Origin of the sequence: Paraburkholderia sp. HC6.4b, assembly GCF_014200875.1 — a bacterium.
GTDB lineage: Bacteria > Pseudomonadota > Gammaproteobacteria > Burkholderiales > Burkholderiaceae > Paraburkholderia > Paraburkholderia tuberum.
In genome coordinates this window covers 25,018-39,353 of the sequence record NZ_JACHDC010000013.1, presented here as the reverse complement: position 1 = coordinate 39,353, position 14,336 = coordinate 25,018, and the positions used below count along the sequence as shown (strand labels likewise).

The 14,336-nt window shown below is 66.0% G+C and carries 15 protein-coding genes; 8 read left to right on the top strand and 7 right to left on the bottom strand.

Annotated features, from left to right (window positions below):
* Positions 1 to 13: 13 nt before the first annotated feature.
* Complete coding sequence (locus HDG34_RS20105; protein WP_184061864.1) at positions 14 to 601, bottom strand: hypothetical protein; 588 nt, start codon at positions 599 to 601, stop codon at positions 14 to 16.
* 18 nt (positions 602 to 619) lie between these two features.
* Entirely contained in the window at positions 620 to 1,093 is a 474-nt protein-coding gene (locus HDG34_RS20100; RefSeq protein ID WP_184061863.1) for a glycine zipper family protein, read from the bottom strand.
* 330 nt (positions 1,094 to 1,423) lie between these two features.
* Here HDG34_RS20100 and HDG34_RS39855 point away from each other — a divergent pair, with 330 nt between their 5' ends.
* From HDG34_RS39855 to HDG34_RS20060, 8 genes are all read left to right on the top strand, one after another.
* Positions 1,424 to 2,902 (top strand): DUF3300 domain-containing protein, encoded by a 1,479-nt coding sequence (locus tag HDG34_RS39855; protein WP_311734807.1) that lies wholly within the window; start codon positions 1,424 to 1,426, stop codon positions 2,900 to 2,902.
* 9 nt (positions 2,903 to 2,911) lie between these two features.
* Positions 2,912 to 3,871 carry a DUF2950 domain-containing protein gene (locus HDG34_RS20090; protein WP_184061861.1) on the top strand — a complete coding sequence of 320 codons (960 nt, stop codon included), beginning with the start codon at positions 2,912 to 2,914 and terminating at the stop codon, positions 3,869 to 3,871.
* Between the two features lie 82 nt (positions 3,872 to 3,953).
* Entirely contained in the window at positions 3,954 to 5,705 is a 1,752-nt protein-coding gene (locus tag HDG34_RS20085) for a SulP family inorganic anion transporter (RefSeq protein ID WP_184061860.1), read from the top strand.
* Between the two features lie 16 nt (positions 5,706 to 5,721).
* The gene (locus HDG34_RS20080; protein ID WP_184061859.1) at positions 5,722 to 6,150 is read left to right on the top strand and encodes an RT0821/Lpp0805 family surface protein; all 429 of its coding nucleotides are present in this window, start codon (positions 5,722 to 5,724) and stop codon (positions 6,148 to 6,150) included.
* A 135-nt stretch (positions 6,151 to 6,285) separates the two neighbouring features.
* Positions 6,286 to 7,158: a VOC family protein gene (locus tag HDG34_RS20075; protein ID WP_184061858.1), complete on the top strand. Its 873-nt coding sequence runs from the start codon at positions 6,286 to 6,288 to the stop codon at positions 7,156 to 7,158.
* A gap of 360 nt (positions 7,159 to 7,518) precedes the next feature.
* The gene (locus HDG34_RS20070) at positions 7,519 to 9,252 is read left to right on the top strand and encodes a PQQ-dependent dehydrogenase, methanol/ethanol family (RefSeq protein ID WP_184061857.1); all 1,734 of its coding nucleotides are present in this window, start codon (positions 7,519 to 7,521) and stop codon (positions 9,250 to 9,252) included.
* Positions 9,249 to 9,869 (top strand): cytochrome c, encoded by a 621-nt coding sequence (locus tag HDG34_RS20065; protein ID WP_184061856.1) that lies wholly within the window; start codon positions 9,249 to 9,251, stop codon positions 9,867 to 9,869. Before HDG34_RS20070 ends, HDG34_RS20065 begins: the two co-directional genes overlap by 4 nt.
* A gap of 15 nt (positions 9,870 to 9,884) precedes the next feature.
* Positions 9,885 to 10,547 (top strand): ankyrin repeat domain-containing protein, encoded by a 663-nt coding sequence (locus tag HDG34_RS20060; RefSeq protein WP_184061855.1) that lies wholly within the window; start codon positions 9,885 to 9,887, stop codon positions 10,545 to 10,547.
* A gap of 9 nt (positions 10,548 to 10,556) precedes the next feature.
* On the opposite strand, the gene gph is transcribed toward HDG34_RS20060, so the two are convergent.
* The 5 genes from gph to HDG34_RS20035 form a co-directional block, all read right to left on the bottom strand.
* Positions 10,557 to 11,243: a phosphoglycolate phosphatase gene (gene gph, locus HDG34_RS20055; RefSeq protein WP_184061854.1), complete on the bottom strand. Its 687-nt coding sequence runs from the start codon at positions 11,241 to 11,243 to the stop codon at positions 10,557 to 10,559.
* A complete protein-coding gene (locus HDG34_RS20050; RefSeq protein ID WP_184061853.1) occupies positions 11,240 to 12,061 on the bottom strand; it encodes an HAD family hydrolase in 822 nt (273 codons plus the stop codon). The genes gph and HDG34_RS20050 overlap by 4 nt, the downstream gene beginning before the upstream one ends.
* A gap of 146 nt (positions 12,062 to 12,207) precedes the next feature.
* Positions 12,208 to 12,627, bottom strand: a complete 420-nt coding sequence (locus HDG34_RS20045) for a biopolymer transporter ExbD (RefSeq protein WP_184061852.1) — start codon at positions 12,625 to 12,627, stop codon at positions 12,208 to 12,210.
* On the bottom strand, positions 12,618 to 13,385 hold the full coding sequence (locus tag HDG34_RS20040; RefSeq protein ID WP_184061851.1) for a MotA/TolQ/ExbB proton channel family protein: 768 nt from the start codon (positions 13,383 to 13,385) through the stop codon (positions 12,618 to 12,620). The genes HDG34_RS20045 and HDG34_RS20040 overlap by 10 nt, the downstream gene beginning before the upstream one ends.
* Before the next feature lie 58 nt (positions 13,386 to 13,443).
* Positions 13,444 to 14,184, bottom strand: a complete 741-nt coding sequence (locus HDG34_RS20035; RefSeq protein ID WP_260321256.1) for a TonB family protein — start codon at positions 14,182 to 14,184, stop codon at positions 13,444 to 13,446.
* Between the last annotated feature and the right edge of the window lie 152 nt (positions 14,185 to 14,336).

Sequence of the window (14,336 nt, the reverse complement as noted above, 5' to 3'; positions counted from 1 at the left end):
CGAGCCATGCTCGCTATTTGCCGGCGACCGGCTCCACGGAGATGGCCACGGCCTCGGTATAGACCGCTTGGATCTGGTCGCCTTTTTTGATCCGCTTGAGCTGTTCGGGATCCTGCACGATCAGATCCACCGTATTGCCTTGCGGGCCTTTTAGCGTGACCGCGCCGCTCTGGTGATTGACCGCGATGACGTTAGCCATGATCGTGACTTCACGCGAGGCCGAGCCGCCGGGTTTCGCGCCCGCCGGTGTGCGTTCGAGCGTCTGCGTTTCGTTGGCGGTCAGCGGCGCGTTGCCTTTTTTCAGCATGATGGTCAGAGCCTGCGAATACTCGGCCTTGACCACGTCGCCGACCTTGATCTGATCGAAGTTGCGCGCTTCCTCGCCGACCACGACCTGCACGACCTTGCCCTTCGGGTCCTTGAGCAAGACGGTGCGCGTTGCCGGCTCGATGCCGACGACCGTCGCGGTCGTTTTGACCGTGCCCGACACGGTGACTTTGCCGGGCTCGCTCTTGACCGTGACGGGTGCCTCCGTCTGAGCGAACCCCGTATTCGCGAGACACACGAGCGCCGCCGCGATGATCAGTTTGTGGTTAATCATTCTGCTCTCCTTGCGCGATCAATTGACCGTGTAACCCCGCCCCGACATGCAGGCGGCGAAAGCGCGATTGAACGTGTCCATCGAGCCCTGCGTTTGCGACTGCGATTGTGCCGCGGCCGCGCGCCGGTTCTGCCGCGCGCGCGACCCGCCGACCATCGTGCCGGTCGCCGCGCCGATCGCCGCGCCCTTGCCGGCGTCGCCCGCAATCGCGCCGATGATCGCGCCGCCGGCCGCGCCGCGCGCGGCGCCCTGCACGCGCTCGCCGCCTCCCACCGCGGGGCCGGAAGGCGGGGGCGGGGCATTGGCGACCATGGTCGGGTCGATGCCGGTATTGCTCTTCGCCCACGAATAGCAGGCGCCTTCGTCCTGCTGCTGTTGCTGCGGGCTTTGCCCTCTGGCCGGATAGGCAATCGGCCTCGATTGCGCCAGGCCTTCCAGCGATAGCGACGCGCTCAACGCGGCGACAACGGCATATTTCGTAGACTTGTTCACGACAGCTCCTTGCGTGGGCACACGCGGGTGCGAGTCGCCGGCTTCCTGTTTGCTCAGGCGTGAGGGCGCAACCGGCACCCGTGAATGGGAATTCTGGTGGGACCGGTTGCCGCGCGGTGGATGCGCAGCAATGGCAGGTTCGCGTTCATCATGGTGTCGCGGGCCTGTCGCGCGCAATCGGACCAAGGTCGTATTTGCAATTTCGTCCATGGTTTCCAAACTGTATTCATGCGACAGGTGCAGGTCGTTTTCATTGCTTCGGACAACTGTCTGTCAAAGATCATGGCCATGCCGCCCGGGGCCGCTGACGAAGCGCAAGGGGAAGCATCGATGGACCGCGATTCGCGTGCTCGTACACGCATCATCCCGATTGCAACGGCGCTCGACGACGAGGCGAAGCGCGCGCGACGCATCAGCCATGTACTGGGCGCCGCGCTTCTGGCGTGCTGCGGCGCGTTCTCCACTGCGGTGTCGCTGGCGCAGGCGCCGGCCGCGAACGCTCCGGCGAACTCGGCCCCGAACGCACCCGTTTCCGCGGCGACGCTCGACAAGCTCGTCGGACCGATCGCGCTATATCCGGACGATCTGATCGCGATCATTCTTCCTGCCTCCACCTATCCCGTCGAAATCGTGCAGGCTGATCGCTTTCTCGACCAGTACAAAAACGATAAGTCGCTCAAGCTCAACGACGCGTGGCACGATCCGGTGAAGGCGCTGCTGAATTACCCCAGCATCGTCAAGAACATGAGCACCGATCTCGACTGGACGATCAATCTCGGCGAGGCCGTCGTTGCCGACCAGGGCTCGGTGCTCGAAGCGATTCAGCGCTTCCGGCGGCAAACGCAGTCGGCGGGGCATCTGAAATCCGACGACAAGCAGGTCGTGGTCGTCGAGAAGGAAGTGATCAAGATCCAGCCGGCCGATCCGCAGGTGATCTACGTGCCGCAGTACAACCCGCAGACCATCGTGGTGGCCAGCGCGCCCGTGACCTACGCCTACGCGCCCACGCCCTATCCGGCCTACTACTATCCGTACGCGCCCGGCGCCGCGCTCGCGACGGGGCTGATCTGGGGCGCGGCGATTACCGCCGCCTGGAACGGCGGGCACTATGAAACGCATTACGGAGGCGGCGGCAACAACAACATCAACATCAACCGCGAAAGAAACGTCGAACGCGGCGATAGAAACGTCGAGCGCGGCGATAGGAACGTCGAGCGCGGCAATATCAACACGGGCGACATCAACCGCGGCGGTGGTCGCGGGCAGGGAGGGGGCACCTCCGCGTGGACCTCGGACAAGAAGCCGGGCCAGGTCAGCGGTATCTCGGATCGCTCGGCGCGCACGCAACGGGTCGGCGATTCGCCGTCGCGCGGCGGCGGCGCGGGTGCAGGCGCGGGCGCGGGCGGTGGGTTGGCGGGCGGCAACCGCGGCGGCGCGGGCGGCGGCGCAAACTATGCAGGTGGCGGCGCGGGTGGCGGCGCCGGCGCAAACTTCGCGGGCGGCGGTGCTGGCGCGCAAGGGCGGCCGCAGCCGTCCCAGCGTCCGACGGCGTCGGCGGGCACACGCGAGGTGAGTCAGCGCGCGTCGCCCGGGGGCGGCGGCGATGCGTTCAGCGGCTACGGCTCGGCGCGCGACGCGCAAGCCAACAGCGCGCGCGGCGCGGCGAGCCGTCAATCGACGCGTGGCGGCGGAAATTCCGGTGGCGGTGGGTTCTCCGGCGGTGGCGGCCGTGGCGGGGGCGGTGGTGGATTCTCGCCGCGGCCCGGCGGTGGCGGTGGCGGTGGCGGCCGCGGCGGCGGACGGCGATAAGGAGCAGCCATGAGCGGACAAAGCATCACCGGAAAGCGCCCACGCGACGATTCGCGGCGACGTGTGGCCACATCGCGCCGGCTGTGCGCGATGGTGCTCGCGCTGTCGATTCCGTTGGCCGCGCTCGCCGCGGGGCAGCGCACTTTCGCCACCCCGGAAGACGCGGTCGCCGCGCTGTCCAGCGCACTGAAGACCGACGACGAAGCGTCGCTCGTCGCGATCTTCGGCGAAGCGCACAAGAGCCTCGTGGTATCGCCGGATCAGGCGGAGAACGAGGCGAACTGGGCCAAGGCGAGCAAGGAGCTCGAGGCCTATCACGTGCTCGACGACAGGGGACCGAACCGGCGGATTCTGCTGGTCGGCGACGAGGCGTGGCCGATGCCGATACCGATCGTCAAAGAGGACGGCACCTGGCACTTCGCCACCGAGCAGGGCGAAGAAGAACTGATCAATCGACGGATCGGCGCCAACGAACTCGAAGCGATCAAGGTGCTGCACGCTTATATCGGCGCGCAGCGTCAATACGCGTCGCGCGACCGGAACCACGACGGCCTGCTCGAATACGCGCAGAAGCTGGCCAGCACACCCGGCAAGCAGGACGGTCTCTACTGGCCCACCGACGAAAACAGCGACGAAGAAGAGAGTCCGTTCGGCCCGCTCGTCGCCGCGAGTTCCGAATATCTGAAAGGCCACGCGGCGGGCGATCCTTACCGGGGCTACCATTTCCACATCCTGACGCGGCAGGGCAAGAACGCGCCGGGCGGCGCGTTCAGCTACGTGATCAACGGCCACATGATCGCGGGTTTCGCGATGGTCGCTTATCCGGCGCGGTACGGCACGAGCGGCGTGATGACCTTCGTGGTCAGCAACAACGGCGTCGTCTACCAGAAGGACCGTGGCGCGCACGCGCCGCCTGTGACCGAGTTCAATCCGGATCACACGTGGCAGCGCGTCAAGGATTCGCTCTGAGCCGCTCCGGGTTGGCTGAGGCGATGGCCGCACAGCTCGCCCGTGCTTCCGTCAGGTCCGCTTCCGTACTCGAGGCGCTACGTTGAACCATCCACAGAGCGTCACCGGCCGCGCGTCTTCCACGCCACCCGCGCGCGGGTGGCGCTGCGCGTTTCCTCCCGCGCAGTGGCTGCGAAGCTATCAGCCTCGATGGCTCGCGAAGGACGCGGTCGCCGGCGTGACGCTCGCGGCTTATGGCATTCCGGTATCGCTCGCCTATGCGTCGCTCGCCGGCTTGCCGCCGCAATACGGCATCTACGGCTATCTGGTCGGCGGCCTCTGTTATGCGCTGTTCGGCTCGTCGCGCCAGCTCGCGATCGGCCCGACCTCGGCGATCTCGATGCTCGTCGGCGTGACGCTCGTGCCGATGGCCGGGGGCGACCCGTCGCGCTGGGCTTCGATCGCGGCGCTCACGTCCGTGCTGATCGCGTGCATGTGCGTGATCGGCTGGCTGCTGCGCTTGAGTTCGCTCGTCAGCTTCATCAGCGAGACGATCCTGCTCGGCTTCAAGGCGGGCGCCGCGCTGACGATCGCGATGACCCAGCTGCCGAAGCTGTTCGGCGTGAAAGGCGGCGGCGAATTCTTCTTCGAACGGATCGCCGTGCTGTGGGGGCAGCTTCCGCTGACCAACCTCGGCGTGCTCGGTTTCGGCCTCGTTTGCATCGCGTTGCTGCTGCTCGGCGAAAAGTTTTTGCCGGGGCGTCCGGTGGCGCTCGCCGTCGTCGCTGCCTCGATCGTCGTGCTGTCCGTCACGCCGCTGGCCAGCCGCGGCTTCACGCTCGTGGGCGCGCTGCCTCAAGGCTTGCCTGAATTCCGTCTGCCGGGGCTGCGGCTGCGCGATATCGACGGCATCGTTCCGCTGGCGTTCGCGTGCCTGTTGCTGGCATACGTCGAGAGCGTTTCGGCCGCGCGCGCGCTCGCGCAGGCACATGGTTACGAGATCGACGCCCGCCAGGAATTGCTGGGTCTTGGCGCAGCCAATCTGGCCGCGGGATTGTTCCAGGCCTTCCCGGTTGCGGGAGGGCTTTCGCAATCGTCGGTGAACGACAAGGCCGGCGCGAAAAGCGCGCTTGCGCTGGTATTCGCGTCGCTGGCGATCGGCTTCTGTCTGATGTTCCTCACCGGACTGCTCGCGAATCTGCCCAACGTCGTGCTGGCGGCGATCGTGCTCGTTGCCGTGAAGGGCCTCGTCGACGTCGGCGAACTGCGTCACGTGTGGCGCGCGAGCCGCTTCGAATTCGCGATTTCGATGGTGGCGTTCGCGGCGGTGCTGTTGTTGGGCATCCTGAAGGGCGTCATCGTCGCCGTGCTCGTGTCGATGCTGCTGATCATCCACCGCGCCGCGCATCCGCATGTCGCGATGCTCGGGCGTATTCCCGGCACGCGCTATTTCTCGGATCTCGAACGTCATGCCGAGAACGAGACGATTGCGCATGTGCTGGCGGTGCGTGTCGAGGCGTCGTTGCTGTACTTCAACGTCGAGCACGTGCGCGAGACGATCTGGCGCATGATCCACGCCGCACCCGAACCGGTCCGGCTCGTGATTTGCGACCTGTCCGCATCGGCGGTCGTCGATCTGGCGGGCGCGCGCATGCTCGAAGCGATGCGCGGCGCGCTGGAGGCCGCGGGCGCCGCGATGAAGGTCGTCGGCGCGCACGCGGACGTGCGCGACATGCTGCGCGCCGAGGGGCTCGAAGTTCGTGTCGGCCACATCGGCCGACGCGGCTCGGTGGCCGACGTCGTCGACGCGTTCCAGCAAAACGGCGATTTCGCGGACGACGCGGATCGCGGATGAACTCGAGGAGAAACCCATGTCACGTCAATTTCGTCCTGGCGCAGGCGCGCCCGCACTCGCCGCCGCGTACGCCCACACGATCACGCAGTGGCTTGCGGCAGCGGCGCTGCTCGCCAGCCCCATGTTGTGTTACGCAGCGAACCTGAACTTTCTGAAAGACACGCCCGTTACTTACATGCGCGAGGCCGACCGTAAAGCGCTCAACGACGCGGCGCAAAAGGCGCTCGATACAAAAAAGGATGGCGAATCGTACGAGTGGAGCAATGCGGGCACCGGCAATTCCGTTTCGATCAAGGGCACGGTGACGCCGCAGGACACGACGAAGGACGGCGATCGAACCTGCCGGACCGCGACGCTGACCGCGGTCGCGAAAGGACAGACCCAAACGTGGACGCCGATCGTCTGCAAAACCGGCAATGGGCCGTGGAAGATTCTGAAGCAATAAACGCATGCGTGTCGCTTCGTACGCCTCCGAACATGGCGGCGCCGCCGCGCCGCCCGAGCTGCACGAGCACGTACCATTTGCCCTGTTGATGCATAATTTGTCCAGCGTTTCGCGGCTCATGCACAAGGCAAACACATGGAACACTCTTACGCTAACGACGATACCGGCAATCTGATCCTGCTCGAACACGTCAACCTGAAAATCCCCAACCAGATTCTCGCGACCGCCTTCTACGTCACCGGCCTTGGGCTCACGCGCGATCCGTTCGTGATGACCGGGGTCGAGAATATGTGGATCAACGTCGGCCGGTCGCAGATTCACTTGCCGCACGGGGCGGCGCAACGTCTGCGCGGCAGTGTCGGTCTCGTGGTCGGCGAGCTCGAAGCGCTGGTGAGGCGGCTGCGCTCGGTTGAACCGCTGCTCGCCGGCACCGCGTTCGGCTGGACGGAGCGCGCAGGCAGTGTCGAAGTGACGTGTCCGTGGGGCAACCGCTACGAGTGCCTCGATCCTCTCCATCGATCCGCGTCGGCTCCGTGGTCGGACATCGATCTGGGCATCGCGTTCGTGAAGATGGATGTGCCGGTCGGCAGCGCGTTGCCTATCGCGCGCTTCTACCGCGATATGTTCGATGCGAGCGTCGACATCGAAGAGAAGCATGGATTGCACCGCGCGGTGATCGATATCGGCACGCATCAGCAACTGCTGTACGCGGAAACGACCCAGCCCATTCCTGAATACGACGGACACCACATCGCCATTTACACCGCTGCTTTTTCGGGGCCGTTCACGCGGCTCGCCGAAAAAGGTCTGGTATATGGAGAAGAGCCGCATCAATACCGGTTTGCCGACCTGCTCGATCTGTCATCCGGAGAGCGTTGCTTCCGGCTCGAACACGAAGTACGGAGCCTGCATCACCCACTTTACGCGCGCCCGCTGGTGAACCGGAATCCAGAACAGACCAACCGGAACTATCAGCAGGGGGCCGATTCGCGCGGCGGCCGGTTCTGATCAGCTCAACGAGCGGCGGCAACGCGAAGCGACCCAGGTGAAAACGCCACGACCAGGGCGGCGGTCAGCGACCACAACGGTGCACGCTGATCGCTCGCCACTCCTTAACGATTTAATCTAGAAAATCCACAACACATCGCCTACCCTTAAACGAGCCGGTTTTCCGCGGACCCGTGCATCACTTCTCCCCTCTCTGCGAAGCCGACCCGTCCTGACAAAGCTAACAACGATTCGAAGTCGTACGCTTTTGTTGTCTGCGAGGGTTGCGCCATCGTGCTCTTTCACGCTGTCGTCCGCGTGGATCCATGTCGCACTCCTGCGCTGCAATTCATAGGAACAATAAAAAGCTAGGAGACGCTCATGCCATTCAACCGTATTCAGGGAATTGTCGGCCTGCCACTGCTCGCCATCGCGTTCGGCTTGCCTGCGGCTCATGCCGCCGACGAAGTACAGAACAGCTCGACCACCACCGCCGCGCCGGTGCCATCGACGCTTCAGCCCGTGACCCAGGATCAGCTCGATCGCGCCGGCAGCATGACGGCGGTCTGGCTCCATCCGAACGGCTCGTACGCGCAGACGCGCTATTACCCCGGCGCGCAGATCAACCGGACGAACGTCGCGAAGCTCAGGCCGGCGTTCATCTTCCAGACGGCCGTCAACGAGTCGATGGAAACGGCGCCGATCGTGAAGGACGGCGTGATGTTCCTGACCACGTCGTTCAATCACGTATACGCGATCGATGCGACGACGGGCAAAGAGTTCTGGCATTACAAGCACAAGATGGGTCCGGTCACGACGTTCTGTTGCGGGCCGAACAATCGTGGCGTCGCGATTTCGGGTGACCGGCTCTATATGGGCACGCTCGACTCCAAGCTCGTCGCGCTCGACGCCAAAACCGGCAACGTGCTGTGGCAAAGCCAGATCGCCAATCCCGACGAGGGCTACTCGGAAACGATGGCGCCGACGGTCGTCGACGGCAAGGTGCTGATCGGCACGAACGGCGGCGAGTACGGCATTCGTGGCTTCGTGAAGGCGTACGACGCGAATTCCGGCCAGTTGCTGTGGACCTTCTACACGATTCCGGAAACCGGCCAGGAAGGCGTGTGGGCCACCAAAGACGCGACCGGCCGCGACGAGAAGCGCGACATCGACGCGGAGAAGAAGCAGTTGGCCGACAAGGGCGGCGACTTCTACAAGACGCTCGGCGGCGGTGTGTGGATGACGCCGGCGATCGACCGGAAAACGCACACGGTGTATTTCGTGGTCGGCAACCCGTCGCCGGACCTGTATGGCGCGATCCGGCCGGGAGACAACCTCTATACGGATTCGCTCGTCGCGATCGATCTCGACACCGGCAAGTACAAATGGCACTACCAGTACGTGCCGCACGACGTCTGGGACCTCGACGCAGTGAGCCCGCCGGTGCTGATCGACGTGCGCGACAACGACGGCAAGATGATCCCCGGCATCGTGCATGCGGGCAAGACCGGTCACGTGTACGTGCATGATCGTGCGACCGGCCGTCTGATCCGCTTCTCGCAGGCGATGATTCCGCAGGAAAACATGTGGACCCTGCCGACAGCAGCCGGCGCGCGCATGCTGCCGGGCGCGAACGGCGGCGTCGAGTGGTCGCCGATCGCGTTCGATCCGCAAACGCGCCTCGTCTACGCGGCCAACCTGAATCAGCCGATGACGTACCAGGTCGAGGACGCCGCCTATCCGGGCGGCAGCAAGCTGTGGCTCGGCGGCGCCTTCAAGCTGATTCCGTCCGAGGCGCAATGGGGCAAGCTGTCGGCCGTCAACGTCGACACCGGCAAGATCGCGTGGGACTACAAGACCGACCAGCCGCTGATCGGCGGCGTACTTGCAACGGCGGGCGGTCTCGTGTTCAACGGCGAGGGCAATGGCCTGTTCCGCGCGTTCGATGCCGCCACCGGCAAGAAGCTGTGGGAGTTCCAGTGCGGCGCGGGCGTCAACGCGCCGGCCGTGTCGTACACGGTCAACGGCAAGCAGTACATCGCGGTCGCGGCGGGCGGCAATACGCAGATCGACTTCAAGCGCGGCAATAGCGTCGTCGTGTTCGCGGTGCCATGAGGCGGCCGGCGCCGCGGGGAGCGCCGGGTGGGGCGCGCGCTGCATGGGTGGCGCTGCTGTGCGGCGGACTGATCGCCGCATGGCTGCCGTCGGGCGCGCGCGCCGACGCCGAGGCGGGCAAGGCGAAAGCGCAGGTGTGCGTGGCCTGTCATGGGCCGATGGGCAATTCGACCAATCCGGACTATCCGATTCTGGCCGGGCAAACCGCGCGCTACCTGTATCTGGAGCTGAAGGACTTCAAGCAGGGACGGCGCAGCGATCCGCGCATGTCACCGATGGCGGCGAACCTGTCGAGCGAGGACATGCAGGACCTCGCCGACTACTTCGCCGCGCAGAAGCCCGTATCGGTGCCGTTCAACGCGGATGGCGCGAGCATCGAGGCGGGCAGCAAGAAGGCCGCCGAGCTGTTGTGCACGATGTGCCACCTGGGTGGCTTTTCCGGGCAGAACGAGATTCCGCGCGTCGCGGGCCAGCAGTATCAGTACATCGTCAAGCAGTTGCAGGACTTTCGCTCGCACACGCGCACCAACGATGCGGGCAACATGACCAGCGTGACGCGTAATCTGTCCGACGACGACATCCATCATCTGGCCGCTTATATCAACAATCTGCATTAGCACGGGGAAGACACCATGACAGACATGTTCACTCGGCAGCTTGCGGCCGCCGTTCTGCTCGCCACCGCATTCGGCGCATGGGTGCCGGCGCTCGCCCAGGACCAGGGGGAAATCAACCGCCAACTGCTCGCGGCCGCGAAGGACGACGATCAGCAGTCGGTCGTCGCGGCGCTGCAGCGCGGCGCGTCGGTCGATGCGATGAACCGGATCGGCGACACCGCGCTCGTCACCGCGTGCAAGAAGGGCGATACGGCGATGGCGCGCACGCTGATCGAGCGCGGCGCGAACGTGCAGCATGCGAACGCGCCGGGCGATACACCGCTGATGGCCGCAGCCTACGGCGGCTTCGACGAGATCGTCGCGCTGCTGCTCGCGCATGGCGCCGAGCCGCTCGCGACCGATCGCGTCGGCAAGACCGCGATGGAATACGCAGCGGGCCAGGGGCAAACGAAGGTCGTCGGTCAGTTACTCGATGCGGGCGTCGACGTGAACCGGACCTACAAGAACGATCTGACCGCGCTGATGTGGGCGGCGGGATACGATCGCGCGGAGACCGCCCAGCTGTTGCTCGCGCGCGGCGCGAACCGGTCGTTGAAGGACAATCGCGGGATGACGGCGAAAGATATCGCGGTGCAGACGAAGTCGGAGCGCGTCGCGGGGTTGTTGTCGGCGGGTTAGCGGCTCGAATCACGCACGCAATGCCGGCCGCGCTTGCGCCAGAATCGCCGGCAATGCCTCGAACGAATCGATCAGCGCATCGCAGCGCGGCAGGTCGGCGCCGCTCGCGCTGCCATAGCCGTAGCTGACGATGAAGACCGGCAGACCGGCCGCGCGCGCCGCCGCGACATCGACCGATGAATCGCCGACCAGCACGCAACGTTCGGGCTCGACGTCGAGCAGCCGGCACGCGTGCCAAAGCGGCTCGGGCGACGGCTTCATGCTCGCCACGGTGTCGCCCGCGACCAGCCCGTCCAGATAAGCGGCAAGCCCAGTTTTGTCGAGCAGCGCCGCCGCCAGCGCCTGCGGTTTGTTGGTCACGCACGCGCAGCGGTACCCGTGCTGCTGCAACGCGCGCAGCCCGGCCATCACGCCAGGAAAAACCCGACCCAGCGCCGCGTTGGTCACCGCGTAGTGCCGCTCGAACACGGCCTGCGCGTGGTCCAGTTCGACGTGCTCGCCGAGGCCCGCCGCATCCAGCGAGCGTTGCACGAGCTTGCGCACGCCGTTGCCGATGAAGCCAGTCACCCTGTCGTAAGGCAGCGGCGTGGCGCCGAAGTCCGTCAGCATCAGGCCGGCAGCCGCGACGATGTCCGGCGCGGTATCGACCATCGTACCGTCGAGATCGATCAGGACAGCGTGGTAGTCGCCGTTCATTGCCGTGACGCGCTCGCGTTCGCCTGGTCCGCGTTCAGTGCGGCGTGCGCAGCCGAATCGGGACGACGCGTGGCGTCTTGATGCCAACGGCGCAGTGTCGCCAGATCCACCCAGCGATGCCATTCGCCGCGCACCATCGGAACGATCGGCGCGTGCGGATCGCCGAGATGAGGCAGCACGGCCAGCGCGCCATCGAAGTCCTCGCGCGCGGTAAAAGCGCTCGGCGTGACGATGACGGGCACGCGCGCGGCGCGCGCTGCCAGCAGGCCGTTGCGCGAGTCCTCGAAGGCGAGACAGGCCGCGGGCTGCAAGCCGAGCTGTTCGAGCACGTGGCGATAGACGTCGGGGGCGGGCTTTTTTGCCGGCGTGGTGCCGGCGTCGCCGATCGCCGCGAAGCGATGGCGCCAACTGGCGCCGAAATGCGCTTGCAGCAGCGCGTCAAGGTTGGCGGGCGTCGTGGTCGTCGCGATCGCCACGCGTAGACCGGCCTCGTTCGCCTCGTCGATCAGACGCGCGATGCCGGGTCGTAGCGGCACGCCGCGCTCGCGCATGCGCTCGGTGTAGTGGCGCGTCTTCAGCGCGTGCAGCGCGTCGACGGCCTCTCGCGCTCGCGGGCCCCCGGCTTCCTCGCACTCGACCGTGCGCCAGTAATGCAGCAGACGCTCCTTGCCGCCCGCCACTTTCAGCAAGCTGGAATAGAGCGCTTCGTCCCAGAACCAGTCGAGGCCCGCTTCGGCGAACGCGGCGTTGAATGCGTGCAGATGAGCAGTCTCGGTGTCGGCGAGCGTGCCGTCGACGTCGAAGATGAGGGCTTGCATCGTGCGGTCCTCGCAAGGGTGGGGTGCCGTTCAGACACGCACCACGATAGCCGAGCCGTCCGCCGATTCAAATTCAGAGATTCTTTCGCCGCCGATAAGCGGGACTTTGTGTGCCGGCACGCACCGAACACGCACGCCGCGCCGCGTCATTTGCCCAACTGCGGATCGGTCACGAAGCCCAGCTTCGTCAGTCCGCCGCGCTGCGCCGCCGACATCACGATCGCCACCCGCTCGTACGCCACCTTGCGATCGGCGCGCAAATGCAGCTCCGGCTGCGGCGTCGCGAGGGCGGCTTGCGCGATGCGCGCGCGCAAGGCGTCGTCGGTCACGGGCTGACCGTCCCACAGCACCGTACCGTCCGCCTGCACCGCGACGTCCACGTGCGCGGGCTTGAGCGCTTCCGGCTGACTGCTTGCGTGCGGCAGATCGATCCTGACCGCGTGTTGCAGCGCCGGAATGGTGATGAGAAAAATGATCAGCAGCACCAGCATCACGTCGACGAGCGGCGTCATGTTGATCTCGTTCATCAAACCCTGATCGTCGTCGGAGAAAGGGCTCATTGCCATTCGAGGTCTCCGTCGCGGTTTGCGTTCGTCGCGTTGGTGCCACGCGGCACCACACGCATCTGCGGCCCGGCGCTCGACGGCAACTGCGAGCCGGTCACGAAGTACGCGTGCAAGCCGTGCGTGAAGCGCTTCAGGCGCGCGACGATCGAGCGGTTCGCGCGCGTCAGACCGTTGTAGCCGAGCACGGCGGGAATTGCGACGAAGAGCCCGAACGCCGTCATGATCAGCGACTCGCCGACCGGGCCGGCGACATGATCGATCGAGGTCTGACCGGTCTCGCCGATCACGATCAGCGCATGGTAGATGCCCCACACGGTGCCGAACAGCCCGACGAAAGGCGCGGTGCTGCCGATCGACGCGAGAATCGCGAGGCCGCTTTGCAGGCGCGCGATCGTCTCGTCCATCGTGTCCTGCAGACGCCGGGTGATCCAGTCGGACACGTCGATGCGGTCGTGCAGATGCTGCTGCGTCTGCCGATGGTGCGTCGCGGCTTCATGGCCCGCCAGCGCGAGCGCGAGCAGCGGGTTGTCGTGCGCGCCCGATTCCGGATGACCGAGGCTGCGCAGCCCGTCGTCGAAGCGGTCCGCGCTCCAGAAGCGCGCGTCGCTCCGGGTTGCGCGCCTGAGGCGGATCAGTTGCCACAGCTTCACGATGATCACCGTCCACGACAGCACCGACATGATCACGAGCACGCTCAGAATGCCGCGCGTGACGATATCACCTGAATCCCAGACGTTTGCGAGTCCGTAGTGTTGCATGGCGAGTTCCTTCGTTTGGTGTCCCTGGTCTGTTTGGCGGTGCGCTCACCCTGTCGCGTCACTCGGTCAGTCCGAACACGAACGACTGCGAGTACGCGGCGCGCACCGGCGTGCCGTTTTCGGTGTACGGCTGGCAGGCGCCCGCATGGACGGCGGCGAGCGCCGCGTCGTCGAGCCGCGCGGAGCCGCTGCTGGTTTGCAGCTGCGCCGTTTCGATATGCCCGCTCAGCCCGACGACGAAACGCACGATCGCCGTGCCATGCTCGCCGCGCCGCTTCGCGATGTCGGGATAGTCGGGCTTCGGAATCGAGCAGTCGACGTGCGACACGTTGCGCGGCTCGGTCGACGCGGGCACCGCCGGATGGACGGCGGGAGCCGATGCCGCCGATGGCACGGCGGCTTGCGTGACGGGCTGCGCGGTGCTTTCGCGTGTCGGAGACGGTGTCGGCACAGGCTTTTCCACACTGCGCGGCACCTGCGCGCGAGGCTGCGGCGCCGGTTTGACGCGCACGGCGGGGTGCGTGACCGGCGGCGTTGGCGCCGTCGGAACGACAGCGGCGGGTGGGGGCGGCGCGGGAGGTGAAACAACCGGAGCGGGAGGCTCGGGGCTCAGCAGCGACGCGGTGATCGTGCGCGGCTCGACCGGACGCTCGACGATCCGGTTACGCGCGCTCAACGCGATGGCGAGCAGCACCAGATGCGCGGCGATCACGGCGCCCAGCACGATGGCCGCGCGACGGTAACCGGCCGCGGCATTCGTAGGACTTGCTGGGCTCACCATGGCAACTTGCAGCATCATCGCCACCTCCGCGCTCATTGTCCCCCGCCGACCCCGCTTTTCAAACCCGCGACGGCCGGCGCGAAGCAATTCGGGAAAATCTCCCGCCGATCCGCGTTGTCAAACAATCGCCCGGTGGGCTACCTTGAAATGATGACGCGAACCATCGCGGC

Excerpts from the sequence above, each read along its gene's own strand:
- HDG34_RS20105 (WP_184061864.1), bottom strand. The coding sequence starts at position 601 with ATGATTAACCACAAACTGATCATCGCGGCGGCGCTCGTGTGTCTCGCG.
- HDG34_RS39855 (WP_311734807.1), top strand. The coding sequence starts at position 1,424 with ATGGACCGCGATTCGCGTGCTCGTACACGCATCATCCCGATTGCAACG.
- HDG34_RS20090 (WP_184061861.1), top strand. The coding sequence starts at position 2,912 with ATGAGCGGACAAAGCATCACCGGAAAGCGCCCACGCGACGATTCGCGG.
- HDG34_RS20080 (WP_184061859.1), top strand. The coding sequence starts at position 5,722 with ATGTCACGTCAATTTCGTCCTGGCGCAGGCGCGCCCGCACTCGCCGCC.
- HDG34_RS20075 (WP_184061858.1), top strand. The coding sequence starts at position 6,286 with ATGGAACACTCTTACGCTAACGACGATACCGGCAATCTGATCCTGCTC.
- HDG34_RS20070 (WP_184061857.1), top strand. The coding sequence starts at position 7,519 with ATGCCATTCAACCGTATTCAGGGAATTGTCGGCCTGCCACTGCTCGCC.
- HDG34_RS20065 (WP_184061856.1), top strand. The coding sequence starts at position 9,249 with ATGAGGCGGCCGGCGCCGCGGGGAGCGCCGGGTGGGGCGCGCGCTGCA.
- HDG34_RS20060 (WP_184061855.1), top strand. The coding sequence starts at position 9,885 with ATGACAGACATGTTCACTCGGCAGCTTGCGGCCGCCGTTCTGCTCGCC.
- gph (WP_184061854.1), bottom strand. The coding sequence starts at position 11,243 with ATGAACGGCGACTACCACGCTGTCCTGATCGATCTCGACGGTACGATG.
- HDG34_RS20050 (WP_184061853.1), bottom strand. The coding sequence starts at position 12,061 with ATGCAAGCCCTCATCTTCGACGTCGACGGCACGCTCGCCGACACCGAG.
- HDG34_RS20045 (WP_184061852.1), bottom strand. The coding sequence starts at position 12,627 with ATGGCAATGAGCCCTTTCTCCGACGACGATCAGGGTTTGATGAACGAG.
- HDG34_RS20040 (WP_184061851.1), bottom strand. The coding sequence starts at position 13,385 with ATGCAACACTACGGACTCGCAAACGTCTGGGATTCAGGTGATATCGTC.
- HDG34_RS20035 (WP_260321256.1), bottom strand. The coding sequence starts at position 14,184 with ATGATGCTGCAAGTTGCCATGGTGAGCCCAGCAAGTCCTACGAATGCC.